The 595-nt window shown below is 65.2% G+C and carries 1 protein-coding gene; it reads right to left on the reverse strand.

The window, feature by feature from the left end:
* Positions 1-595: IS3 family transposase (locus FK219_RS13325; protein ID WP_165638158.1), on the reverse strand; the 595-nt coding region annotated here is incomplete at both ends.

The raw sequence follows: 595 nt of genomic DNA on the forward strand, positions 1-595 counted from the left end.
TCGTGATGGATCAACTCGGTCTTATAGAGTCCGATCTGGGACTCCGCGAGGGAGTTGTCGTAGGCGTCGCCGACGGATCCAACCGAGGGGTCGATGCCTTCCTCGATCAGGCGGTCGGTGAAGGCAATGGACGTATAGACGCTGCCGGCATCGGTGTGATGCGTCAGTCCGGCGAAGTCGGCGACGCCCTCGCGGCGCCTGGTCCAGAACGCCATCTCCAGGCAGTCGAGCACCAGCGGCGTCGTCATTCTCGTCGCCGCCCGCCAGCCCAGGATGCGGCGGGAGTGAACATCGAACACGAACGCGACGTAAACCCATCCGGACCACGACCACACGTAGGTGAAGTCAGCGACCCAGAGTTGGTTCGTGCGGAACCTGGCGAAATGCCGATCGACAAGGTCGGCAGGTCTGGTCTCGCGCGGGTCAGCATCGACCGGATTGGTGCGTTTCCCACGTCGCACGCCAGCGATGCCGAGCTCGCGCATGAGGCGCTCCACCGTGCAACGGGCAATGTCGTGGCCCTCGCGGCGCAGACGCAACCAGAGCTTCCGAGCGCCCAGCACGCGCCGTTGCCGCTGCCAGCAGCCCAGCACGA

The sequence above is a fragment of the Microcella pacifica genome, assembly GCF_009371975.2.
Classification (GTDB): Bacteria; Actinomycetota; Actinomycetes; order Actinomycetales; family Microbacteriaceae; genus Microcella; species Microcella pacifica.